Raw genomic sequence first — 23,505 nt, forward strand, 5'->3', positions numbered from 1 at the left:
AGCCGCGCCCGGCGACCATTTGGCCGAATCCGGCCTCTCTGTGACTGGAGTCGACCTATGTTGATGCAGAGTTCAACGGCTACCGGCGGTAAAGGCTTGATTTCGGGCTCGCTTGCCCCGTACACCTTGTTCTCCACAACTGGCCATGGCTCTGGGGGGAGTTGGCTTCATGGAAGGCACGGTTGACGGGTTCCGCTACGGTGCGGTGACCCCGGTGGCGGCCTATCTGATGGCTTGCCTGGGAGGGGCGTTGGGGCTGCGCTGCATCGTGCGGTCCCTGGTGGGCGGACAGTCGTGGAAGCCGGGCTGGCTGGCGCTCGGCGCCGCGGCGATCGGCTCCGGCATCTGGACGATGCACTTCATCGCCATGATCGGCTTCCAGGTCGAGGAGACCCGGATCCGCTACGACACGGGACTCACCGTCCTCAGTCTCGTCGTGGCTATCGTCGTGGTCGGCATCGGTGTGTTCATCGTCGGCTATCTGGGCGCCGGGCGGGCGGCGCTGAGCAGCGCGGGCGTCGTCACGGGACTCGGGGTGGCGGCCATGCACTATCTGGGGATGGCGGCGCTGCGCCTCGACGCGGATGTCGAGTACGACGCGGCCACCGTGGCGCTGTCGGTCCTGATCGCGATCATCGCCGCGACCGCCGCGCTGTGGGCGGCCGTCACGATCCGCGGCTTCCTCACCAGCCTCGGGGCCAGCCTCGTCATGGGCGTGGCGGTCTCCGGGATGCACTACACGGGCATGGCGGCCGTCAGCGTCCATCTGCACGGCACGACCGGCGCCTCGTGGGCCGGTGACTCGCCCACCTCACTGCTGCTTCCCATGCTGCTGGGGCCGACCGTCTTCCTGGTCCTGGCCGGTGTGGTCGTGATGTTCGACCCGCTCCTCGTCCTGGGCGACAGCAGCGCGGGCGCTCCCGAGGAAGCGACCCGGCGGACCGAACCGGCTCAACGGCCGCATCACGAGCCCGCGTTGAAAGCGCCCACGTGGACTTCCCGTCACAGGCGGGAGAGTTACGCCCGCCGACGGTGACCGGGGCGGGGCGGGGGCGTGCCGACGCGCCGCGTCCCCGCTCCCCCCTCTCGGCAGTCTCTAGATCATTGTTACGGTGCACCGGTGTCTGACTCCTCTCGCGATACCGCCGAAGGCGCCGGCTGGGGCGCCACCGAACTCGGCACGTACAAGCGGCTGATGCCCGCCGAGGTCGAGAAGATCTCCTGGCTCGACCCCAGAATGCTGTGGGCCGCCCGCAACGGTGTGCTGGCGTCCTGGTTCGGGGATCCCACGGGCCGTACCCGCAGCCGCTGGGTGGCCCAGCGGGCGGCCTCGGGGGTGCCCGCCGACAAGGTGATCCGGCGCGACGACCCCGACCGGTTCTCGTTCCTCGTCATCGGCGACACCGGCGAGGGCGACGACCCTCAGTACTCCGTCGTGCCGGGCTTCCTGAAGACGGGTCAGGACACCAGGTTCGCCGTCCTCGCCAGCGATGTGATCTATCCGGTCGGCAGCGCCGACGACTACGGCACCAAGTTCTTCCGTCCCTACCAGGACTACCAGGCGCCCATATACGCGATACCGGGCAACCACGACTGGTACGAGGACCTCGGCGCCTTCATGCGCGTCTTCTGCGGCGACGCCCCGCCCCTGGACCCGGAACCCTCGCCGCGCGTGCTCAGCAAGGCCTGGCTGCAAAAGGTGCTGTGGCACAAGCCGCGCAAGGGCGACGGCCAACGGCTCGACGCGGCCCGCCGGTTGAGGTCGGGTGCCGCGCAACAGGCGGTGCAGCCCGGGCCGTACTGGGCGATCGACGCCGGGCCGGTGCGGATCATCGGCATCGACACCGGGCTGCTCGGCACCCTCGACGCCGAACAGGGCGCGTGGCTGCGCGAGGTGTCGCAGGGCCCCCGCCCGAAGATCCTCATAACGGGCTCGCCCCTGTACGTGGACGGCGCACACCACCCCTGCGCGATCGAGGGCGGCGGCACCGTCGACGACATCGTCCGCGACCCGGCACACCGCTACGTCGCGGCGATAGGCGGCGACATCCACAACTACCAGCGCTACCCGGTGCAGGTGGACGGCCGCACGATCCAGTACGTGGTCTCGGGCGGCGGCGGCGCGTTCATGCACGCCACGCACACCATCCCCCGGGTCGACATCGCGAACGTCACCGAGAAGGACTTCCGCTGCTATCCCCTGCGCGGCGACTCCCTGGCGTTCTACAGCAAGCTGTACGGCCGCCGGCTGCGCCTGCGCCGCTTCTTCACCCTGACCGAGGCCGAGGCGTCGGCCGTGGTCGCCGAGCGCCTGGAGATGCCGCTCACCCGTGCCCAGCAGAAGACGGCCCGCATCACCTGGCGCACCCGTCTGGTGGCCGGGTTGCTGGGCGCCGGCCGCCGCCCCGATCGCGCGGCGCGCTTCCGCCTCCCGGTGCGCAAGATCTACACGTCGTTGTTCTCGCCGAGCTCGGCGACGTACAGCCCGCCGTTCTTCAAGCAGTTCCTCCGCCTGGACGTCACCCCGGAGACCGTGCGGCTGCGCTGCTACGCCGCCACCGGCAGCCGCGCGCAGGAACTGGACCCGCCGGTGGAGGACGAGGTGACGATCCCCCTGGTCTGACCTGGAGGGACGGGAACAGCGCCGGTCGCGGGCGCGTTGGCAGTTGCCGTACGGCTTGATCAACGCTGTCGACGAACGATGGAGGGCCCGTGCCACCGACCTCACGCCCCTTGCGCAAGCTGGGCTTCCTCACCATCGGGCTGTTCGACGAGGCGGATCCGCGGCGGGGCCACGAGTCCACGCTGGAGATCATCGAGCTGGGCGAGCGGCTCGGCTTCGACAGCGCCTGGGTCCGTCACCGTCATCTCCAGTACGGCATCTCCTCGCCCGTGGCCGTCCTGGCGGCGGCCTCGCAGCGCACCAGCCGGATCGAGCTCGGCACCGCGGTCATCCCGCTCGGCTGGGAGAACCCGCTCCGGCTGGCGGAGGACCTGGCGACGGTCGACCTGCTGTCCGGCGGCCGGCTCAACCCGGGCGTGAGCGTCGGCCCGCCGATGCACTACGACCGGGTCAAGGAGGCCCTGTACGCGGAGACGGCGGACACCGAGGACTTCGGGTACGAGCGGGCGCGGCGGCTGCTGGACTTCGTGCGGGGGAAGCCGGCCACGGACTTCAGCGGGGTCGAGGGGTTCGAAGTGTTCTCGGATCGGGTGCAGCCGCACTCACCCGGGCTGGGCGGCCGTATGTGGTACGGCGGCGGAAGCCTGCGTTCCGCGCGGTGGGCCGGCGAGCACGGGATGAACTTCCTGACCAGCAGCGTCGTCAAGGCCGAAGGACCTGATGACGGGACAGCCGCGGGACCGGGCTTCGCGGAGATCCAGCTCTCCCACATCCGTGCCTTCCGCGCCCACCACCCGGACGGCGACGACGCCCGCGTCTCGCAGGGCCTCGTCGTCATCCCCACGGACTCCGCGACACCGGCCCAGCGTGCCAAGTACGAGGAGTACGCCGCGAAGCGCACCCCTCGCACGGCGGCACCGCAGGGCCCGGCACGGCTGCTGTTCGCGCCGGACCTCGTCGGCACCTCGGCGGACATCGCCGAACGCCTCCACGCCCACGCCGCGTTCCGCGAGGTCGACGAGGTGGCGTTCGCGCTGCCATTCGACTTCGGGCACGAGGACTACGTGCAGATCCTCACCGACCTCGCGACCCGGCTGGGTCCTGCGCTGGGCCGGCGGTCCCCGGCGGCCTGAGTGGCAGACCGACGACGCGGTCGAGCAGGTGCAGCGGGGCGGGCCGGATCCCGGCCGCCTCGGCCGCGTCCCAGTGCCCGAGAGCGCGGGGCAGGTCCACGAGGCCGTGGATCAGGGGCAGGTCGCCCGGGGACCGGCCGGGTGCGCCGAGGTGGGCGTGCAGCAGTGACTCCAGCCGGCACGAGGCCAGGGTGCCCGGGATCCCGGGTCGCAGTGCGAAGCCCGCGCTCGCGACCGCCGGCAGGTCCTCGGCGAGCCGGGTCCGTGTGGTGCCGAGGGACAACAGGCCCCCGCCGACGACCAGGACGTCCTGGTCCCGGTCCATCCGGTCCAGGGCGCTCGTGGTGTCGAAGCAGTGCGGGAAGGAGTCGTCGACCACGGTCGTGCCGGGGCGCAGCCGGGCGACGTCCAGGAGACGGGTCGCACCGCTGACGGCGGTGACGATCACGTCGGCTCCGTAGACCGCGGCGGGCAGTGCCTGTCCCGACTCGACGACCTCGACCGGCATACCCGGATGCTCGGACGACAGCTCCGCCGCCAACCTCTGGAGTCGCTCGGTGCTGCCGGGCAGGTCGCACAGCAGCAGCCGGGCCGGCGGACAGGGTGCCGTCGCAAGCAGCAGCCGTAGCGACGAGACGCCGATCGAGCCGCAGCCGACGACGGCGAGCGAGACCTCGCCGAGGCCGCGGCCGGCCGCCGTGAGCGCGGCGCCGACGGTCTTCACCACGGCGACGGTGGTGGACGCGTGTCCGGTGGTGATCGCCGCGCCGGTGGTGGTCTCCCGCACGACGTCGTAGCCGTAACCCGTCAGGGACGGGATCATGCCGGCGAGTGAGACGCAGCGGGCGCCCAGCGCGGCGGCGTGCTCGACGGCACGGGCGGTGCGGGCCGCCAGATCGCCCGTCGGAGCCAATTCGTCGGCGAAGAGCGGGAGCGCGACGAAGCCGGAGTTGCCCAGCGGGGTCCCGGTCTCCTCCAGCAGACGAGCACGACCATCGGGGAAGAGGAGCTCCCTGATCTGCTCACGGCCGAGGCCAGGAGTGTCGTGCGGGAGTCCGGCCAGGGCGGCGAGATGGTGGGGGGCCGGCAGATACCCGACGAGCGCGGCGTCGAGCCGAGGGCTCCGACGGCCACCGGGCCCGCGCACGGCATCCCGCAACTGCCTCCGCATCCCCTCGGCGAACCCGGTCACCTCACCGGAGGTGAGTGCGGCCGCCGAGGCCCGCACGGTTACGCGCAGCCCCTCGCCCTCCGCCACCGGCCGCACGGCCAGGAACACATCGGTGCCCAGTGGCGGCGGGGCGAGGGACGTGTCGGACTCGTCGGCATGCAGGGACAGACCGCCGCCCTCCTCGCTGCCCAGGGAGGTGAAGTCGAGGAAGGTGAAGAAGAACTGGGCGTGGCACGGCAGCCCGGCAGCGGTTCGCACATCGCTCGGCCCCTCGGCCCGAGCCAGGTCCGCCTCGGCGGCCAGCCGCCGCAGGTCGTCGTCGAAGGCGGGGGTGCCCTCGCCCGCCGGCACGGCCGGGCGCAGTGCGACCGCCTCCGCGAACGGTCCGAAGACCCGGTGCGCGTCCGCCGTGGAGTCCTCGCGTCCGGTGACGGCGAGCCCGAGCATGAGGTCGCGTTGCCCGGTGAGTTCCGCGAGAGCCCGGTGGTACGCGGTGAGCAGCGGCGCGTACAGGGTGCGGTGCGCTGCTCGGGCGAGTTCGCGCAGTGCGGTCGTGGTGGCGGCGTCCAGGGTGAAGCCCGCGGTGTGGAAGGCGGGTTGGGCGGGCGCCTCCCCGTTGGTCGGCCGACGCAGTGCGGGCGGCGTGTACGGCGCGCGGAGCCGCTGCCGGTAGGCGTCGGCCTCGGGACCCCGCGGGCGTTCTCGTACGGCGGACCGGGTGACGTGGTCGCGGAAAGTGCTCTCGATCGGCGGCAGGCCGTGCGGCAGACCGCGCAGGAGACGGTCGTACGCGGTGAGCAGCTCCTTGGTCAGGAGAGCCGCGCTGAACCCGTCGCCGATGAGGTGGTGGGCGTGGACGATCAGCACGTGCTCGGTCGGCGCCAGGGTGAACAGCCGCAGCCGGAACAACGGCCAGGCCCAGGGCTCCAGTCGGCGCCCCGCCTCCTTCGCGATCCGCTGCTCCAGCAGGCCGGGGTGGGCGAGCGTCTCGGTCTCGACGGGCAGGCGCAGGGAGTCCGGCAACTCCTGCTGCACGGGCGGGCGGACGCCTGCGGGGAAGACGGTTCGCAGCATCGGATGACGGGCCATCAGCACGTCGACGGCCCGCTGGAGGACGTCATGGCGCAGCGGCCCGCTCAGCCGGAACCTGGCGAGCCAGCCGGAGTCGGACTCGGAGGTGAGGGAGTCGGCGAGGAGGAAGCCCCGTTGGGAAGGGGTGAGGGGGTAGGGGTCCGAGGGCTGCCCTGCCGGGGTGGGGACGGAGGCCGACTCCGGGGTGGTGGTGTCGAGGGCTGCGGCCAGGGCGGCGAGTGTGCGGTGGGTGTAGACGGTCGTCGGCCTCGGGACCGCGGGGAGTTCCTCGCGCAGGCGGGCGAAGAGTTCCAGGACCAGGATGGAGTCGCCGCCGAGTTCGAAGAAGTCGTCCTCGCGCGAGACGCTGGAGACGTCCAGCAGGTTCGCCCAGACGCGCGCCACGATGCGCTCGGTCGCGGTGGCGGGCGGTGTGGAGGAGGACCGGGGTTCCGGCTCGGGTCGCGGGGGTACGTCGGTGCGGTCGGTTTCAAGCCCGGTGGAGCCATCCGCGTTCGTCATCGTGCTCACGGCTTCCGTATCGCCCGCCAGTCGCCGGCGGTCGATCTTTCCGGTGCCGGTCAGGGGCATCTCCGGGATCGTGCGGACGCGGCCGGGCACCATGTACGGCGGCAGGACGCCGGACAGGAAGGCGCGTACCGCGCGGGTGTCCGGCTCGGCGGAGCCGGAGCGGGGCTCGACGTACGCCATCAGTCGTCCGTCGACGAGGAGTACGGCGGCGCGGGCGACGTCCGGGTGGGTGAGCAGCGCGGCCTCGACCTCGCCGAGTTCCACCCGGTGGCCTCGGACCTTGACCTGGTCGTCGAGGCGGCCGAGGAACTCCAGTACGCCGTCCGGGGCCTGCCGGACCCGGTCGCCGCTGCGGTACCAGCGGCGACCGTCGCGTTCGACGAAGGCCGCCGCGGTGAGCTGCGGGTCACCGAGGTAGCCCGGAGTCAGTCCGGTTCCGGCGATATGCAGTTCACCTGTCTCACCGGCGGCGCAGGGGCGGCCGTCCTTGTCGACGACGGCGAGTTCGGTGCCGGCCACGGGGCGGCCGATGGGCAACTGCCGTACGTCGTCGGACGGGCGGGTGTCGATGATGTGGCAGGTGGCGTTGATGGTGGACTCGGTGGGCCCGTACAGGTTGGAGATCCTGTGCTCCGCGCCCCCGCGCGCGTCGACCAGGTCGAACCAGCGGCGTACATGCGTGGCGGGCAGTGCCTCGCCGCCGACGTGCACCCAGCGCAGTGCCGACAGGTCCGGCGGTGTGCCGACCTGCGCGGCCCGGGTCTCGGCGGCGGTCAGCAGCCGCTCCCAGAGGGTGGGCACCGAACTCCACACCGTGACGCGGTCGTCGACGAGCCGGCCGAGGAGTGCCTCGGGGTCGCGGAGGAGGTCCCGGGAGACGGTGTGGACGGTGGCGCCGACCAGCAGCGGGGCCAGCAACTGGCGTACGGAGGCGTCGAAGCAGACGGACGCCGTCTGCACGAGGCGGTCGCCGGGGCCGTAGCCGAAGGTGGTCAGGGCCCAGTCGAGGTAATTGAGCATCGACCGGTGGGTGATGGGGACCGCCTTGGGGCGGCCTGTGGAACCCGAGGTGAAGATGACGTAGGCGATGGCGTCCGGGTCGGGCAGCGGCGGTGCGGTCGTGGGTGGTGTGACCGGGGAGCGGTCGTCGGCGGTGACGGCGGTCGTGCCGTTCAGCAGGGCGGCGGTCTCGCCTGTCGCGGCATGGCAGACCACAGCTGTGACGCCGGTGCGGTTGACCTGGTCCTGGAGCCGGGCCACGGGATGGGCCGCGTCCAGGGGAACCCAGCCGGCGCCGGCCCGGAGGATGCCGACCACGCCCACGACGGTGTCGGCGCCGGGTTCGGTGAGCAGGCCGACGAGATCGCCGGGGCGGACGCCACCGGCTCGCAGTCGGGTCGCGAGGGCTGCGGAGGCGGTGTCGAGTTCGGCGTAGGTGAGGGTGTCGTGGCCGGTGTTCACCGCGATCGCCGCCGGTGTCGCCCGGAACTGGGCGCAGAGACGGTCGACGACACCTTCACCGGTGCCGTTTTCCGGTGTGGGCGCTGACTGCTCGGCAGCGACTCGGAGTTCGCGTACGTAGTCCGCCGCGAGGCGTTCGACGGTCTCCGGGCGGAAGAGCCGCGCGGGGTGGTTCCAGGAGAAGTGCAGGGCTTCGTCCGACTCCCAGCAGAGCAGTCCCAGCCTGGTCGCGGCGGAGGCGGTGGCCGCGGCGGTCGGGGTCACGGTGACGGGCCAGTCGCGGCCGTGGCTCACGGGGAAGCGGGCGAAGCTGAATCCGGCCGGGGCGACCGTGCGGGGTGCGGGGCCGGTGGCCGGCAGCAGCGCGGCGATGTCGGGGCTGGTGAGCGTCGCGTGGGACTCCGCCTCGTGCCAGATGTGCCGCAGCCGCCGGGCCAGCAAGGTCACGGACTCGTCGGGGTCGACGGTGGCGAATACCGGCAGGGTGTCGGCGAGCGGGCCGACGAGGCGGTCGATGCCGGGCAGCGGTGCCTCACGGCGGGCACGCGCCACGTTCACGGCGACGGCACGCTGTCCGCTCCAACGGGCCAGACAGCGGCCGTACACGGCGAGAAGCAGGTGGAAAAGGGTGATTTCGTGCCGGGCCGCCACCTCCCGCAGCGTGGCGGTGAGCGATGCGTCGACCGTCGACTGGTGGTGGGTGAGCGGCGGCGCCGGGACGGCTTCCGGGTCGCCGTCGTACGGCAGCGCCGGGGTCCTGTTCGCTGTCGTGTGCTCGGCGATGCGGGCGCGCCAGTACTGCTGGTCCCGGGCGAAGGCCGGCGACTCGCGGTCGGCGGTGATGTGGGCCGCGTAGTCCACGAACTCGGTTCTTGGGGCCGGGAGTTCGGGAGGCGAGGCGCGTTGGGCGAGGGCCGTGTAGAGCGACCAGAGTTCCTCGCACAGGACCTTCAGGCTGTAGCCGTCCGCCGCGCTGTGGTGGATGACGAGCAGGAGGTGCGCCTCGTGGCTGTCGCGGATGAGGAGCGCGCGGGCCGGGTCTTCGGTGGTCAGGTCGAAGGGCCGGTTGTACAGGCGTTGTTCGAGGTCGGGCAAGGGCGAGGAGTTGTCGGTGGTCCGGTCCCGCACCTCGTACCAGCGGGGCGCCCGGTCGGTCGGTTCGGCCGGGGCGGTGTACTGGCGCGGTGGTGTGCCGTGAGAGGTGATGCGCAGGCGCAGCATCGGGTGGCGGGCGGCGAGGTGGGACAGGGCTCTGCCGAGGAGGGCGGGGTCGAGGGGCCCGCGGATGGTCTGGCGTATGTAGCCGTAGGCGGTGACGCCTTCGTAGAGGGCCTCGGTGGTGAGGAAGGCGAGTTGGAGGGGGGTGAGGGGGCGTGGGGTGTTGTCCTGCTGGGGGCGATGCGCCCGGGCCTTCGCGAGCGGGTCGGGGGTCTGCGTGGCGAGGTGGGCGGACAGTTCGCCGACCGTCCGGTGCTCGAACAGCAGCGTGGCGGGCAGGGGCAGCCCGAGTTCCGTCTCCAGTCGGCGCGCGAGGTCGACGGCGGTGAGTGAGTCCAGGCCGAGGCTGAGGAACTGCTCGTCGTCACCGATCTCCTCGGGCGCGCGACGCAGGGCATCGGCCAGGAGGTTGCGTATCAGGGCCGTTGTGCGGGTGGCGGTGGCGGTCGGGGCGGTTTCGCCACGCAGGGGGGTGGGGGTCCGGGCGGTTTCGTCCCGCAGGGGGGTGGGGGACGGACGGTGGGGTGCGGGGACGGTTCGGCTTACGGGGGTTGCGATCGACTGGAGTTGAGCCTGCGCAGCCCTCTCCGGCACGGTGACCGACAGGTGCGCCGCGTCCGTGGCCACCGCCGTCCGGAGTGCCGTGATCGCGGCCTGCGTGGTCATGGGGCTCAGGCCCCGGGTACGCAAGCGCGACTCGACCGGTGACCCGGCCGCCAGTCCCGCGTCGGAGACGGGCCCGAACCCGATCGACTGCCAGGGCCGGCCCGCCGCGCGCTCGGCGGCGGCGAAGGCGTCGAGGAAGGCGTTGGCGGCCGCGTAGTCGCCGAGGGCCCCCGCGAGTCCGGGCTGGACCGAGGAGACGGAGGAGAAGGCGACGCACACGGCCGGTTCCTGGCCGTGCCGGCGCAGCGCCTCGGCGAGCAGGACCGTGCCACGCACCTTCGCGGCGAGCACCTGCTCGATCTCGGCGTCGGACTTGGTGCGGAGGGTGCCGGGCCGGACCGTACCGGCGGCGTGGAAGACGCCGTCCAGTGGGGGCAGGTCCGCGAACAGGGTGTCGACGGCGGCTTCGTCGGACACGTCCGCAGCGTGGTACCGGGCGGCACGCGCGCCCTGGGCACGGAGATCGGCGAGCAGGTCGTCGGGAACGGTCTCGGAGCGTCCGGTCAGGATCAGCTCACACGCGCCCCGCCCTGCGAGGTCCCGTGCGAGTGCGGAGCCGAGGCCGCCTGCTCCCCCGGTGATCAAGTAGGCGCCGTCCGGAGGAAGTCCGCCGGGTGCGGCGGGAGCGTCGGCCACAGTGGCCGACGTACGGATGAGCCTGCGCCCGGAGCGCCAAACGATGGTGGCCTCCGCGCCAGGCTCATGGGCCGAGTACAACTCCCGTTCCAGTGCGTCGACCCGGGCGGGGAGCGCGTCGCCGGAGGTCAGGTCGACGCCGCGGGCGGCGAGCCCAGGGTGTTCCGCCGGGAGTGCCAGCGTGAACCCGTGCAGCAGGGCCTGCGCCGGGTTCGCCGTACCGGCGGCGTACGCCTCCTCCGTGACCACCAGCAGTCGGGAGCAGCCGCCCGAGAGCAGGTCGAGGACATCGCGCAGTGAGGTGACTGCGGCCTTGCTCGCGGCATCCAGCGCGTCCAGTGGCGGCGCGCTGCCGGCGCTCCCCTCTCCACTCAGCCACACCAAGGTGTCCGGGGGCGTAGCCGGGTGCCCGGAGTCGTCCCGCAATACGGTCACGCCACGCTCGCTCAGCCGCTCGGCCAACGCCCGCCCGAGCGCACGGTCAGCCCCCGACAGCCGTACGACCCGCGGCCCTTCGGCAGTCGTGAGCGGAGCGTCCCGCCAGTCGAAACGGCGCACCAAGGGCTCCACACCCGGCCTGCGCGGCCAGTGACGGGTTCGCTGGAAGGGGTACGTCGGCACCGGCACCCTCGTTGCCGTGGCAGCCAGGGCCGTCCGGTCCAAGTCCCCGCCCCGCGCCCACAGCCGCCCTGCCGCTTCCAGCAGCGCCCGTGTCCCACTCCCTGCCGCCTCACGCCCTGCCGTCGAGGCAACTCCCGTCGACAGCACCGCCACGTCCTCGGCGGCCCGCGCCCCGACGACCGCACGGACCGCCCCGCCCAGGGTGTTCCCCGGCCCCAGTTCGAGGAAGGCGTCGTAGCCCTCGTCGAGAAGCCGTTCCACGGCCGCCCCGAACCGCACGGGCCGGACGGCATGCTCCAGCCAGTACGCGGGGGTGAGGCCGGGCCGCCACTCCCCGGAGACCGTGCTGAGCAGCGGTACGGCTCCCGGCCGGACCGTCAGTGCCTTCGCGGCGTCCCGCAGCGGGTCGAGGACCGGTTCGAGCAGCGGTGAGTGGAAGGCATGGGAGACACGCAGTCCGCGCGTGGCCACGCCGCGTCGGGTCAGCTCCGCGAGGGCTTGCTCGACGGCGTCCTCGGTGCCCGATATCACCACCTGCCCGGGCCCGTTGACGGCGGCGACGCTCACGGAGCCGAGGAACTCGGCGACGGTGTCCTCGTCGCCCCGTACCGCGGCCATGGCTCCGGGGCGGGCCAGTTCGCCCACCAACCGCCCGCGTTCCGCCGCGAACCCGACCGCCTCGGCGAGGCTCAGCGACCCGGCGACACAGGCCGCCGCGATCTCGCCCACACTGTGCCCGGCGACCGCGTCCGCGATCACACCCCAGTGCGCCAACTGCCGTGCCAGACCCACCCCGAACGCCACGAGCAGCGGCTGAGCGACCTCGGTCCTGGCCAACTCCTCCGGATCCATGCGGGGATCGAGGCACCAGTCGGCGAGCGAGCGCCCGAGCACGGGACCCGTCAGCGACGACGCCTCGTCGATGGTCTCCCGGAACATCGGCGCCGACCGGTACAGGGCGCGGCCTTGGCCGGGGCGCTGGGCACCCTGGCCGGGCAGCAGGAACACCGTCCGTGGACGGGACCTGGCGACCGTGAAGTCCGGGGCGCGACCGGCGCGGTAGCGGTCGGCGTGGGCAGCGGGGAGCCGGTCGGCGAGGGCATCATGGAGGCGGTCGGCGAGGTCGCCGTCGGCGACCACGGCGAGGCGGTGACGGCCGTCGTCGCGCGCGCTGTTCACGGTGGCGCAGATGTCCCTCGCACTCAGACCCGGATGCCTGCGTAGATGAGCCGCCAGGTCGGCGGCGGCTGCCCGCAGGGCGTCGGCGCTGCGGGCCGACAGCGTGAGCAGGTGCGGGCCCTCGGAGTCGGTCCCGGAGGTGGCAGGCCGAGCCGGGGCCTCCTCCAGGACGGCGTGGGCGTTGGTGCCGCCGAAGCCGAAGGCGTTGACGCCTGCGATCAGGGGGCCGGCGGCCTGCCATTCCCGCTGCTCGGTGGCGAGTTGGAAGCCGGGGGCGACGCGCTCCAGGTAGGACGCGGTGGGGGTGGTGTGCGGGGTGGGCGGGACCTGGCGGTGCTGGAGCGACAGGACCGTCTTGACGAGGGCCGGCATACCGGCGGCGTTGAGCAGGTGCCCGATGTTGGCCTTGACCGAGCCGAGCAGGCGCGGCAGCCCGTCCGCGCGGGGCGGGAACGCGTGGCCGAGCGACTGCGCCTCGACGGGGTCGCCGATCGGGGTTCCGGTCCCGTGCGCCTCGACGTAAGTCACCGCGTCGGGGTCGACGCCGCACTCGGCGTACGCCTGGGTGATGACCTCTCGCTGGGTGCGGGGGTTGGGGGCGAGCAGGCTGAGGGAGCGGCCGTCGTTGTTGACGGCCGTGCCGCGGACCAGGGCGAGGACCGGATCGCCGTCTCGCTGGGCGTCGTCGAGGCGGGTGAGGACGAGGGCCGCGCCGCCCTCGCCGGGCACGATGCCGTCGGCGGTGGCGCCGAAGGGACGGCTGCCGCCCGTCGGGGACAGTGCGCCCGCGCGGTCGAGCAGTCGGTGGCCGGTCGAGGTGAGGGCGAGGTGGACGCCGCCGACCACGGCGACATCGCACTCACCGTTCTGGAGGCTGCGCCGCGCCAGGTGCAGTGCCACGAGCGCGGAGGAACAGGCGGTGTCCACCGCGAGGGCGGGACCGTCGAGGTCGAGTGCCTGGGACAGGCGGGCCGCGATCAGGTTGGGCAGGTTGCCGGTGAGGGCGCCGGGATGGGCGGTCAGGTCGCCGTCGGCGGTGGCGGCGAGGATCTCGCGGTATCCGCTGTCGCCCACGGCGGCGAAGACGGCGACCCTACGGCCGTTCCGGCGCGCTCCCGCGTACCCGGCGCGCTCCAGCGCCTCGTGGGCCAGCTCCAGGAATACCCGCGCCTGCGGGTCGGTGGCGCGGGCCTCCTCGTCGTCCATCCCGAAGAAGGCGGCGTCGAAGTCCGCGGGTTCGGGGAGGAAGGAGCCGTGGAAGCTGTGCCTCTCGGTCTGTTCGTCGGTCCAACGGTCGTCCGGCACGGCCGTCGTCGTGTCGCCGCCGGAGATCAGCAACTCCCAGAAGGCTTCCGGTGTTTCCGCTCCGGGGAAGCGACAGGCCATGCCGAGTACGGCCAGCGGCACGCGCCCGGCACCGCCTTCGCTCGACGGCATCGCGGCGCGCCTCGCCGTAGGAGCGGCATGACCCGATGCTCCGTCAAGGTCGGCGAGCCGGGAGAGCACATGGTCGGCCAGCCCTGCCACCGTGTCGTGGTCACGCAGCGCACGGGGCTCCACGGTCACCGGGAAGGAGTCCTCGATCCCGGCGAGCACCTCCATCGCCTTGAGCGAGGAGCCTCCGAGGGCGAAGAAGCGGGCGTTCCGGTCGATGTCCGCGGAGGGGAGGCCGAGTGCCCGTGCCCAGATTCCGCGGATGGTCTCCTCGACGTCCCGCCGCGAGCGTGGCTCGGACGACTGCGCACGCCACTCTCCGCGCTGCCCGGCTTCCCCGCCCCGGCCGTGCTGCCCGTCCACTCCGGCTTCCCCGCCCCGGCCGCGCTGCCCGTCCGCCCCGACTCCCTCGGCCCGCCCCGCCGCCAACCGCTCCTCGACCGCCGTATAGGCACCCGCCTCGAACCGGTCACGCATCAGCGCTCGGCGCAGCTTGCCGCTCGTCGTGCGGGGGAACGCGCCCGGCGGCAGGGGCAGCACCCGTACGTCGTCGTGGCCCAGCGTCTCGCGGACGCGCGTGGCCGCCGCGTCCAGTACCGGAAGTACCTCGGCCAGGGCGGGCCGTGCCCACTGCACGAACACGACGACCCGGTCGCCGCCGGTTTCGGGGTCGGGGGATCCGATCGCCGCGACCGTCCCCGCCGGCAGTCCCGGGGTGGTGGCGGCGGTCTCCTCGAGGTCGGGCGCGTGGAAGGTGCGGCCGCCGGCGAAGACGACGTCCTTGTGGCGGCCGGTGACGCAGAGCCGGTCGTCGTGCAGGAACCCTAGGTCTCCGGTGCGCAGCCAGCCCCCGGAGAACGCGGCCGCGCTCGCCTCGGGAGCGCGGTGGTAGCCGCGTGCCGTCTGCGGGCCGCGGACCTCGACGTGACCGACCCGCCCCTCGCCGAGCGGGCCGCCCGCGCCGTCCGTGACCCGGACCTGGCAGTCCGGCACGGGACGGCCGACGTCCATGAACTCGACGGCGTCCGGGCCGGGCCGTACACGGACGGCACGCCCTCGGCTGAGCGCCTTGCGGTCCAGCAGCAGGGGCGCGGCGACCTCCCCCAGCGGGGGCACGGTCACGGCGAGCGTGGCCTCGGCCAGGCCGTAAACGGGCAGCATGGCCGTGGCGGCCAGTCCCGCCGCGCCGGCCCTGGCGGTGAACTCCCGCCATACACGCGGTGCGATCGGCTCGGCACCGACCAGCATCAGACGTACGGAACTCAGGTCCAGCCCGGCCCAGGCGTCGTCCGGCATGCGCCGCACCGCGAGGGCCAGCGCGAAGTTCGCCGCGGACAGCAGGGTCGCCCGGTGCCGCGCCACCGTCTCCAGCCACAGGGCCGGGCGCTTGGCGAAGGTCAGCGGTTCGAGCCGTATCTGCTTCAGACCCGCCGCCAGGGGGACGAGGTGGGTGCCGATGAGGCCCATGTCGTGGAAGTACGGCATCCAGGTGGCCACCACGTCGTCGGACGTGATCGCCATGGCGGTGCGGATCTGGCCGAGGTTGGCGAGGACCGCCTCGTGGGTGAGCTCGACGCCCTTGGGGGCACCGGTGCTGCCGGAGGAGAACTGGAGGAACGCCAGGTCGTGCGGCGCCCGTGCGGGCAGCTCGCGCGGCGGGCGGCCCTCGCGCAACTCGCCCAGCCGCAGCGCCCGCACCGGTCCGGGGAACTCGGCGAGCAAGTCCTCGGTGGTGTCGTCCACCAGGACCGCGGGCCTGCCGAGGAACTCCCACACGGGGCCGGCGCGCCGCGCTTCCGGAGCCAGCGGCACGGGCACGAGACCCGCCGCGAGCGCTCCCCAGAACATCGGCTGGAAATCCTCGCCGAGACCGGCGAGGAGAGGGACGGGCGTGCCGGGTTCCAGTCCCGCCGCGTGCAGGCCGCCCGCCACGCGCAGTGCGTCGTCGCGCAGCTCGGCGAAGGTCACGGTGTGCTCGCCGCCGTCTCCGCGGACGTGCACCACGACCTGGCCCGGCGTGTCCTCGGCGGCGTGCAGCAGGATGTCGAGAAGTGTGACGGCGGTACGGGGCCCGGGAGTCGGCATGCGCTTCCTTCCTCGTCGCACGGGGCGCGGGCCCGCGGGCGCGCTCCTGCCGGCGTCGAGCACCCGGCGGGAGCGTGTCGATCATTCATCTGTACGACGACGAGTTTCGCCCGTCGGTTCACCGGCGAGGCGGGCGGGCGGGTGCCGTGCGGCGCAGGCGCCGCTTCTCGGGCACGGCGTTGCTCCTGATCGGTGTCCCGGTTCATCCGATGAGGCGAGAATCCGGCTAATGGTCACCGAGTGGCAGGTATCGGGCTTCTAGGGTGCGGGGGTGATCTCCCCCGCGTCTTCCGCCGAGAAGCAGCCCTCTGCCCCGACACCGCACTCACCCCCCGGCGTGCTGCCCTTCGGCGGTGCGCACCCGTCGGCCGGCGCCGAGAGCTGGTATCTGACCGGACATCTGCGTGACGAGGACGGCGCGGAACACACCTGGGCGGTCGGGCTGCTGCGGCACCGCGACGCGGGCGACCCGGACGCCGGTCCCGGCCACCGCCTGTACGTCCTGCACCACGGCCCGGGCGGCATGTCCTACGGCACCTGGATCACACCGGCCGCGTTGCGGGCGCTCCGCCGCACCATCGACTCCGACGAGCTGCTGGACCCGCGGGTCCGCAGGACGTTGTCCGAGGCTCTGGAACACGGCCCGCTGCTGCCGGACCGGCTGCTGCGGGAGCCGGTGACCGAGGCGCCCGACGGGCTGGACCTCCGCGTGGGTGATGTGGCGAGTCTGCGTCGCGAGGACGACGGGAGCTTCCGGCTGGCCTTCCGGGAGGGGGCTCGGTTCGAGCTGCTGCTGACGCCGGTGAAACCGGCCGCGGCCGAGGGCGACGGGGGCGGTTTCGCGTCGCAGTTCCTGCCGCGGCTGGATGTGCAGGGCACCCTGCGTTCGGGCGAGGGCGCGACGCAGCGGGTCGTGGGCCAGGCCTGGTTCCAGCACGGTCGGCAGACGGGCGACGAATCCGGCCCGCAGACACCGGTCCTGGCCGGGCACACCTGGACGTGGGCGGGCCTGCACCTCGACAACGGCTGGGAGATCAGCGCGACCGCGCACCTCCCCGAGTCCCCGGACGCCGCCTCGGCGGTGCCCGCCCGCGCGACCGCCGTCGCCCCCGACGGCACCGTCAGCCATCACGAGATGTCCTGGGAACCGCTGCGTCACTGGACCTCGCTGGCCACGCTCAACACGTATCCGACCGCGGCACGGCTGAGCGTCCCGGACCTGGACCTGCGACTGGACGTCACCGCTCCGCAGGACCGGCACGAGGTCCGTACGTTCATCGTCGGCCGCGCGTTCCGGGAGAGCCCGGCGACCGCGTGCGGCACCATGAACGGCCTGCCCGCCGAAGGAAAGGCCGTGCTGCGGACCATCCCGAACAACACCATCGACGACATCGAGGGCTATATGCGCCGGGGGCACGGCATCGCCCGTGCCGAGGCCGCCGCGGTCTATCCGGAGACCGCGGCGGACATCGCCGGCGTCGACCTCCTCGCGGGCACGCACGACGGAACGCGGCTCGACTCCACCGCCCACGCCCGGCTCCACCAGGCCCTGGCCGCGCCGGTGCTGCATCTGCTGAACATGCCCGGGCGCTCCTGGCGTGCGTATGTCGCGGGCAGCGTGCTGTGTCTGCTGGACACCGACCCCGAGCCCTACCGGGCGCTCACCGCCGCCACCGAGATCCTCCACACCTCGGCCCTGGTCATCGACGACGTCCAGGACGGCTCGACCACGCGACGCGGACTGCCCTGCGTCCACGAGGTGTTCGGCACCGCCGCCGCGATCACCGCCGGCACGCTCGGCTACTACACCTTCGACCCGCTGCTCCAGCGCGTGCCCCAGGCCGACGCGGCCACCATGCTGCGCGTCTACCAGCTGTATCTACGGGCCATGCGGGCCGCGCACGCCGGGCAGGCCCTCGACCTCGCCGGGCATCACGCCACCTTCGACGAGGCCATCGAGTCCGGCGACCCCACGGCACTGCTGGAGCAGATCCGCACCACCCACCGCCTCAAGACCGGCATGCTCGTGCGCAGCACCGCCGAGGTCGCCGCCATTCTCGGCGGCGCCGACGAGGCCCAACTCGCCGCGATCTGCGACTACTTCGAGAACGTCGGGCTCGCCTACCAGATCAGCGACGACGTCGCCGACCTGTACGGCATGGCGACGCCGGCCGCGTACCGGCAGGGCGTCGTCGTGCGTACGCCGGCCCTGGACCTGATCAACGGGACCGTCACCTACCCGGTGGCGCACGCCATCGGGCTGCTCAACGGGCACGACCGCCGTCGGCTGCAACGGGCCCTCCGGATCCGTTCGGAGGCCGATGTCGCGGACGCCGCCGAGCTGTTGATGTCCTGCGGTGCCCTCACGGTGTGTCTCGGGGAGGCGCGGGACATGGTCGACCGCACCTGGGAGGTGCTCGATCCGCTGCTTCCCCACACGCTCCACAAGGCGATGGCGCGCGCCCTCGGCTGGTACGCGGCGCAGCGCGGGCCCGAGAACGACCACGTCCACGCCCACGTCCCGGCCTAGCCGGAACACAGCTCCAGGTCTGGCCGGAACACGGCTCCGGGCCTGGCCGGAACACAGCTCCAGGTCTAGCCGGAACACGGCTCCCGGCCTAGCCGGAACACAGCTCCAGGTCTAGCCGGAACACGGCTCCGGGCCTAGCCGGAGCACAACTCCAGGTATCCCGCGACCGGCCCCAGGGTGAGCAACCCGCTGCCCGCACCCGCCAGTTCGTTCGCCGCCGGGGTGAGGGCGGCATGCGCGCGGGCCATGGTCCGCCGGTCGCCGAGGGCCACCGCCGCCTGCCCGGTGAGGCACCACAGGGCCTCCTGGAGGAGGTCGCGCGGTGGCTCGGGCGTAGCGTGCAGCGCCTCGGCCGCCTCGCTGCGACGGCCCCGGTCGAGCAGAAGCAGGGGTCGCGCCCAGGGAGCGTAGGGGCCCCAGTCCGTGTGGTCGTCGAAGTCCAGGGGCAGGGTGCGACGCAGGCGCAGGCAGAGCAGGGCGAGCGGGAGCAGGCCGTGGGCCAGGCCCGGCATGCCGGCTCCGCCCAGCAGGGCGGCCGCGTCCCGGTAGGCCGCCTCCACCTCGGTCGCCGGTGCCCGGCCGGTGGTGTCGAGTCTCAGTGCGGCGTACCAGCGGGTGAACACGCCCACGAGAGGACGTTCGTGCCGTACGGCGAGGGCGTCGGCGGCGACCGCGTGGTGGTCGGCCGTGGTGAAGTCCCCGAGGGCGCTGCGGGCCTGGAGACGGACGAGGTGGCCGAGGGTCTCGAACGTGGACAGTCCGTGGCGGGCGGAGAGCGCGACCAGTTCGGCGCCGATTCCGTCACGGCGGGGCGCGAGCCCGGTGCGGTCGAAGGCCTGCATGAAGCCCGCGTTGAGGGCGAACGCCAGCAGGGCGGGATCGTCCAGGCGGCGTGCGATCTCCTCCGCCTGGCGGGCGGCCTGCGGGCCACGCGCGAGCCGGGTGCCGCGCGACTCCAGGGCGATCGTGGCGAGCAACCGGGCCTTGTCCGCCTCGTGGGCGGCAGGGGTGGCGGCGTGTCCGTGCGCGGTCGAGGACAGGGCGGTCAGGGCGGTGAGCGTGCGCTCGGCGGCGGCGACGACCTGTGCCGCCTGCTCCGGGTCGTCCAGGCGGGTCCAGATCGCCGGGACGTCGTAGGCGCCGATGACCCTGGCGGTCAGTTCGGGGTCGCCCAGTTCTTCGGCGGCGGCGACGGCCGCGACCCGGTGCTCGCGGGCGGCCAGCAGCCCACTGCCGCCGGTCACCGCGAGGTTGCGCAGCAGGCCGGTGGTCGACTCCAGACGGGCACGGGCGTCGGGGGCGACGGTGCGGTCGTAGGCGGCCGCGACCTGCTCCCAGACACGCCCGGCGGGGTTGGCCGGTGCGGGGGCTTCGCCGGGGCGGGCGGTTCGGTCGGTGGGCGGCCGGCGGTCGGGCTGGGCGGGGTCGGCGGTCCCGGCACTGTGGTCGACCTGGCCAGAGGCAGCGGTCCGAGCACCATGGTGTGCCTGGCCAGAGGCAGCAGTCGGAGCACCATGGTCGGCCTGGCCAGAGGCAGCAGTCCGAGCACCATGGTCAGCCTGGCCAGAGGCAGCAGTCGGAGCACCGTGGTCGGCCTGGCCAGAGGCAGCGGTCCGAGCACCATGGTCAGCCTGGCCGAGACGGTCGGCCTGACCTGAGGCGCCGTCGCCGGCAAGGTGATCGCCCCGAGCACGACCGTCGGCTTGCCCCGGCCGGCCGCCCCAGGCACGACCTCCGCCTTGCCCCGGCCGGCCGCCCCAGGCACGACCGTCGGCTTGCCCCGACTGGCCGCCCCGGGCCCGACCGCCGGCCTCACCCGGCCGACCGGCCCAAGCCGGCCGGTCACCGCTCCCAAGGTGCTCGGCCTGCTGAAGAATGTCCTCCTCCAGCGCCCGCAGCCCCGGCCCCGGATCGATCCCCAGTTGATCGGCGAGCAGCGTCCGTGCCCCGCGCAGTACCTCCAGCGCGTCGGCCTGGCGGCCCGTGCGGTACAGGGCCAGGGCGAGCAGGCGCCAGGCGTTCTCGCGCCAGGGGTGCTCGGCGCCGTGCGCTCGGAGGTCCGCGGCGGCCCGGTCGGCCTCCCCGAGGGACGTCAGCGCCTCGGCCCGCAGTTCCACGGCGTGCAGCCGAAGCTCGGTCAGGCGGCGGCTGTCGGCCCGGGCCCACGGCTGCTCCGCGAACTCCGCGTAGGCGGGGCCGCGCCACCGGCCGAGCGCCTCGTCCAGTCGTACGGTCGCCTCCTCGGGCGGCAGCTTGGCGGCGTCGGCGACGGCCCGCTCGAACCACCAGGCGTCGACCGCTTCCGTGGGGACGCGCAGGGCGTAGCCCGGGCCCTCGGTGACGAGCAGCCGGGCCGGGGTGCGGGGCGAGCGGTCGGGTTCGAGGGCGCGGCGCAGGGCGGCGACGAAGGTGCGCAGGGCGCCCACGGGATCGGCGGGCGGGTCGTCCCAGAGGTCGTCGACCAGATGGGCTACGGGCACGACGCGGCCCCGGGCGACGATCAGCCGGGCCAGCACCGAGCGGTGCCTGGGCCCCTTCAGGGCGATCGTGTTCCCGTCCGCGTCCCAGGCGGTCACCGGCCCGAGCACGCCGAGGCCGGGGTGCGTGTCTCCCGGGCTCATGTCCGCCACCACCCTCCTCCTTCGTCGCCGGCACGCTCACGGGTCACCGACGGAACGGGTGATCCGTGGAGGTTCCAAGATAAGTCGCCGCGGGCCGTGACGATCACGTCGGCCGCGCGGTGAACTCCCGGTCCTCGACCCACGTCTTCCACGGTGACCACGACACTCACGGGAGTACGGACCATGGCCGACAAGGACGTTGAGCGGATCGACGAGCGGGACCACGTCTCGGAGCCCTGGTGGGCCGGGCTCGGAACACGAGGGGCCGTGACACTGATCGTCGTCGGGGTGCTCGCGGCGGCGTGGGCCGTCGGCGCTCCGGCGCTGGGGCTCGGATGGCTGCCGCTCACCCCGGAGAACCTGGCGACCGGCGTCCACCAGGCCGCCAAGGTGGTCGCCATCGGTGTGGTGATCGTGGTGGGTGCGGTGCTGACCCGTCGCCGCGCCGGCGCTCCGGCCGAGCCCGAGCGGGACTGACAGCGCCGGGGCGCAGGCACGGAGCGCCGCTGCTCATTCGTTGCTCATCGGCGCCGAGGAGGATCGAGGAACAAGATCCCGCCTCTCGGAAGGAGCGGAGCCGCCGTGCCTCCTGTCATCCCCGGTTTCGAACATCACCGCGTCCCCGTCGCCGCCGGAGTGTCCCTGCACACGGCCGTGGGCGGCTCCGGCCCGCCCGTCGTCCTGCTGCACGGCTTTCCGCAGACCCACCTGATGTGGCGGCACGTGGCCGCCGACCTCGCCATCGACCACACGGTGATCTGCCCGGACCTGCGCGGCTACGGCGCCAGCGACAAGCCGGCGGAGACCGACGGCTCCGTCTACGCCAAGCGGACCATGGCCGCGGACATCGTGGCCCTGGCGCGTGAACTGGGGCACGAGCGCTTCGCCCTGGCCGGGCACGACCGCGGCGCCCTGGTGGCATTCCGCGCCGGGCTCGACCATCCCGACGCTGTCACCCACCTGGCGTGTCTCGACGTCCTGCCGACTCTGGACATGTGGGAGGTCATGCACGGCGTCACCGCCGCCGTGGGTTTCCACCTCTATCTGATGGCCCAGCCGCCCGGCCTGCCCGAGCGCATGATCGGTGCCGCCCCGGACGACTTCTTCGGCCACTTCCTGGACATCTGGACGACCGACCGGGCCGCCGTCCCGGACGACGTCCGCGCCGCCTATCTCGCCGCCTGCCGTGCGGCGGTGCCGTCGATCGTCGCGGACTACCGGGCGTCGGCCGGCATCGACATCGAGCACGACCGGGTCGACCGGGACGCGGGAAGCACGCTGCGGATGCCGGTCGGCGTGCTCCAGCAGGACTGGGGCGCGGCGCTCGGCTTCGACGCCGCCGGGCTGTGGCGCTCCTGGGCGCCGGATCTGCGGCACGCCACCGTCACCTGCGGTCACTTCATGGCCGAGGAGGCGCCGGACGACATCGCGAAGGCGCTGCGGGACCTGCTCGCCCGCTGAGCCCGAGGTCCGAACCCCCGGCGTACGTCCGCTACCAGCGCCCCACCTCGGTCCCGACGACCGGCTCCGACGGCTTGCCGTCCACGCCCACCGGTACGTCCCCGGTGAGCATGACGCGGTGCATGGTCCGGGGGAAGTCGAGGTGGGCGTTGTCGCTGGGGGCGAGGTGGATGGTGGCCCGGTTGTCCCAGAAGGCCACGCTGCCGGGCTCCCAGCGGAAGCGGACCGTGTACTCGGGCCGTACCGCCTGCTCCAGCAGCATCTCCAGGACGGCGCTGCTCTCGGCGCGCGAGAGGTCGGCGATCTGCTCGACGTAGTAGCCGTTGACGTAGAGCACCCGCTCGCCCGTCTCCGGATGGACGCGCACCAGCGGATGCAGGGAGGCGACCTGACGGTCCAGGAGATGACGGACGTAGGCGTCGTCGCCGGGCCGGGGCTGATAGCCGACGCCGAGGCGGTGCTCGGCGCGCAGGCCGTCCACGAACTCCCGTACCGGGCCGGAGAGTCCGGCGTAGGCGGCCGCCAGGTTGGACCAGGTCGTGTCGCCGCCGTACGGGGGTACGGTCTCGGCGCGCAGGATCGTCGCGGCGGGCGGGTCGATACGGGCGCCGTGGTCGCAGTGCCAGCCGCGCAGCAGGGTGTGCCGGCGTCGGCGCAGCCATTCGTCGTGCTCCATGCCGAACTTCCCGCCCAGTTCGAGCCGGTCGGCGGTCGTCTCGATCTCGGGGAAGTCCGCCGGGGACGCGCTGCCTCGCTTGCGCAGGACGACCGGCTCCCCGAACCGCCGCGCGAACGCGACATGCCCGGCGTGGTCCAGCCGCTGCCCCCGGAAGAACACGACCTTCCAGCGCAGCACCGCCGCCCGGATCGCGGCGACCACGGCGTCGGCCGGCTCACCGGCCAGGTCGACGCCCGTGATCTCCGCGCCGATGTGCCCGGCGACCGGATGCACCTCGATCCCCACGGCCTGCCCCGCCCCGTCCGCGGTGGCCCTGTCCCTCGTCATCCGCACGCTCCGTCGCTCGCCCGCGCCGGCTCCGGTCCGAGCCGGTTCCAGGAAGATC

At 73.4% G+C, this 23,505-nt stretch carries 9 protein-coding genes; 6 read left to right on the forward strand and 3 right to left on the reverse strand.

From position 1 onward, the window contains the following. Nucleotides 1-169: 169 nt before the first annotated feature. The 3 genes from PGH47_RS02270 to PGH47_RS02280 all read left to right on the forward strand — a co-directional run bounded on the left by PGH47_RS02270 (nt 170) and on the right by PGH47_RS02280 (nt 3,756). Nucleotides 170-1,036, forward strand: coding sequence for an MHYT domain-containing protein (locus PGH47_RS02270; RefSeq protein WP_271661962.1), 867 nt, complete (start codon nt 170-172; stop codon nt 1,034-1,036). A gap of 84 nt (nt 1,037-1,120) precedes the next feature. Then, complete coding sequence (locus PGH47_RS02275; RefSeq protein WP_271661963.1) at nt 1,121-2,623, forward strand: metallophosphoesterase family protein; 1,503 nt, start codon at nt 1,121-1,123, stop codon at nt 2,621-2,623. A gap of 89 nt (nt 2,624-2,712) precedes the next feature. Further along, nucleotides 2,713-3,756 (forward strand): LLM class flavin-dependent oxidoreductase, encoded by a 1,044-nt coding sequence (locus PGH47_RS02280; protein ID WP_271661964.1) that lies wholly within the window; start codon nt 2,713-2,715, stop codon nt 3,754-3,756. On the opposite strand, the gene PGH47_RS02285 is transcribed toward PGH47_RS02280, so the two are convergent. Continuing rightward, nucleotides 3,698-15,829 carry a non-ribosomal peptide synthetase/type I polyketide synthase gene (locus PGH47_RS02285; RefSeq protein ID WP_271661965.1) on the reverse strand — a complete coding sequence of 4,044 codons (12,132 nt, stop codon included), beginning with the start codon at nt 15,827-15,829 and terminating at the stop codon, nt 3,698-3,700. The two genes, PGH47_RS02280 and PGH47_RS02285, sit on opposite strands and share 59 nt — an antisense overlap. 271 nt (nt 15,830-16,100) lie before the next feature. Between PGH47_RS02285 and PGH47_RS02290 the strand changes: the two genes are divergently transcribed. Continuing rightward, entirely contained in the window at nt 16,101-18,359 is a 2,259-nt protein-coding gene (locus tag PGH47_RS02290) for a polyprenyl synthetase family protein (protein ID WP_271661966.1), read from the forward strand. A 134-nt stretch (nt 18,360-18,493) separates the two neighbouring features. On the opposite strand, the gene PGH47_RS02295 is transcribed toward PGH47_RS02290, so the two are convergent. After that, a complete protein-coding gene (locus PGH47_RS02295; protein WP_271661967.1) occupies nt 18,494-20,980 on the reverse strand; it encodes a BTAD domain-containing putative transcriptional regulator in 2,487 nt (828 codons plus the stop codon). A 183-nt stretch (nt 20,981-21,163) separates the two neighbouring features. On the opposite strand from PGH47_RS02295, the gene PGH47_RS02300 reads away from it, so the two are divergent. Next, entirely contained in the window at nt 21,164-21,457 is a 294-nt protein-coding gene (locus PGH47_RS02300; RefSeq protein WP_271661968.1) for a hypothetical protein, read from the forward strand. Between the two features lie 105 nt (nt 21,458-21,562). Continuing rightward, nucleotides 21,563-22,441 carry an alpha/beta fold hydrolase gene (locus PGH47_RS02305; RefSeq protein WP_271661969.1) on the forward strand — a complete coding sequence of 293 codons (879 nt, stop codon included), beginning with the start codon at nt 21,563-21,565 and terminating at the stop codon, nt 22,439-22,441. Between the two features lie 31 nt (nt 22,442-22,472). On the opposite strand, the gene PGH47_RS02310 is transcribed toward PGH47_RS02305, so the two are convergent. Further along, nucleotides 22,473-23,447: a TauD/TfdA dioxygenase family protein gene (locus PGH47_RS02310; RefSeq protein ID WP_271661970.1), complete on the reverse strand. Its 975-nt coding sequence runs from the start codon at nt 23,445-23,447 to the stop codon at nt 22,473-22,475. Nucleotides 23,448-23,505 lie beyond the last annotated feature (58 nt).

Source organism: Streptomyces sp. HUAS 31 (genome assembly GCF_028198125.1).
Taxonomy (GTDB): Bacteria; Actinomycetota; Actinomycetes; order Streptomycetales; family Streptomycetaceae; genus Streptomyces; species Streptomyces chartreusis.

What these genes read in the sequence shown, in the direction of transcription:
- PGH47_RS02300 (WP_271661968.1), top strand. Translation starts at nt 21,164, where the DNA reads ATGGCCGACAAGGACGTTGAGCGGATCGACGAGCGGGACCACGTCTCG.
- PGH47_RS02285 (WP_271661965.1), bottom strand. Translation starts at nt 15,829, where the DNA reads ATGCCGACTCCCGGGCCCCGTACCGCCGTCACACTTCTCGACATCCTG.
- PGH47_RS02310 (WP_271661970.1), bottom strand. Translation starts at nt 23,447, where the DNA reads ATGACGAGGGACAGGGCCACCGCGGACGGGGCGGGGCAGGCCGTGGGG.
- PGH47_RS02295 (WP_271661967.1), bottom strand. Translation starts at nt 20,980, where the DNA reads ATGAGCCCGGGAGACACGCACCCCGGCCTCGGCGTGCTCGGGCCGGTG.
- PGH47_RS02270 (WP_271661962.1), top strand. Translation starts at nt 170, where the DNA reads ATGGAAGGCACGGTTGACGGGTTCCGCTACGGTGCGGTGACCCCGGTG.